The following is a 1,125-nucleotide window of genomic DNA, read 5'->3' on the forward strand; positions in this document are numbered from 1 at the left end:
CTACTGTAAATTCAGCAAATCTAGGATTTACAGCTCAAGTAGCATTACCATTAGATACAAATACAATTATGGTAACATCTGAATTAGATGGAAGACAAACAGAGCCATCCCCGGTTGTTACAGTAATTAAGGATAAGGTAGCTCCAGTATTATTAGTGGAAAAACCATTAGACAATGCAAAAGTAAATGTTGAAGTAGTTCATGTAATAGGAAATGTAGTAGATAATATAGAATTAGCAAAACTTGAAATAAATGACAAGGCAGTAGTATTAGATGCAGAAGGAAACTTCCATGAAAGACTAATGCTTAATCCAGGAGCAAATACTATTACTGTAAAAGCAACTGATGGAGCAGGAAATGTGACTACAGTTGTGAGAACAGTATTAGTAGAGCTAGAAGCACCAGATATCACAAATATTGAACCATCAGGAAATGTTGAACTTAGAGCAGGGGATATATTAACTGTTAGCTTTAATGCTCCTACAGGTGGTAATGGATACTTTAGATTGCTAATGCCATTTGGATTACAAAGCAATGACCTAGGGATTCCAATGACAGAAGTAGATGGATTATATACTGGAACATGGACTGTACCTGCAAACTTAGTAGCTACAGGACTAAAAGTTCAAGTAGTCTATGTGAACGAATATGGATTTAAGATTACAAAGATGGCAGCTGGAAGTGTAACTGTAATTGGTAATATGGCAGATTTAGTAAATAATACTATGGTAATAGGAAATGAAGCCTTTGATATGGATTATGTAAATACAAATGCATATGCACAATCTAGACTTATAGAAGCTTATAATGCTGGAGAAGAAGTATATATCAAACTTAATGAAAATACCATAGTCAATGGAGAAGGTCAAATGAGAAGCATAGTTGAATTACCAGATGAAGTAACATATTTTGATATAAATGGAGAAGTATTGTATTACGCAAAATAAGGTTCTAAATAAGGCCCCTATTTATGGGGCCTTAACATAAAACAAGGAGGTGCAAAGGAATAGTTGTATTGCTAAAAAACTTGAGGAGGTAAATGTTGATGTTAAGAAACAAAAAGATTAACAAAGGATTATCCCTACTAATTACAATGGTAATGATATTAGGGTATATGACATCATT

1 pseudogene is annotated in these 1,125 nt (G+C 33.4%); it reads left to right on the top strand.

Going from position 1 to position 1,125, the window contains the following annotated elements:
• Positions 1-947 (top strand): annotated as a pseudogene (locus RIN63_RS15260) (hypothetical protein); the annotation flags it as partial.
• Between the last annotated feature and the right edge of the window lie 178 nt (positions 948-1,125).

The organism is Tissierella sp. (assembly GCF_031460495.1).
GTDB lineage: Bacteria > Bacillota > Clostridia > Tissierellales > Tissierellaceae > JAVKTS01.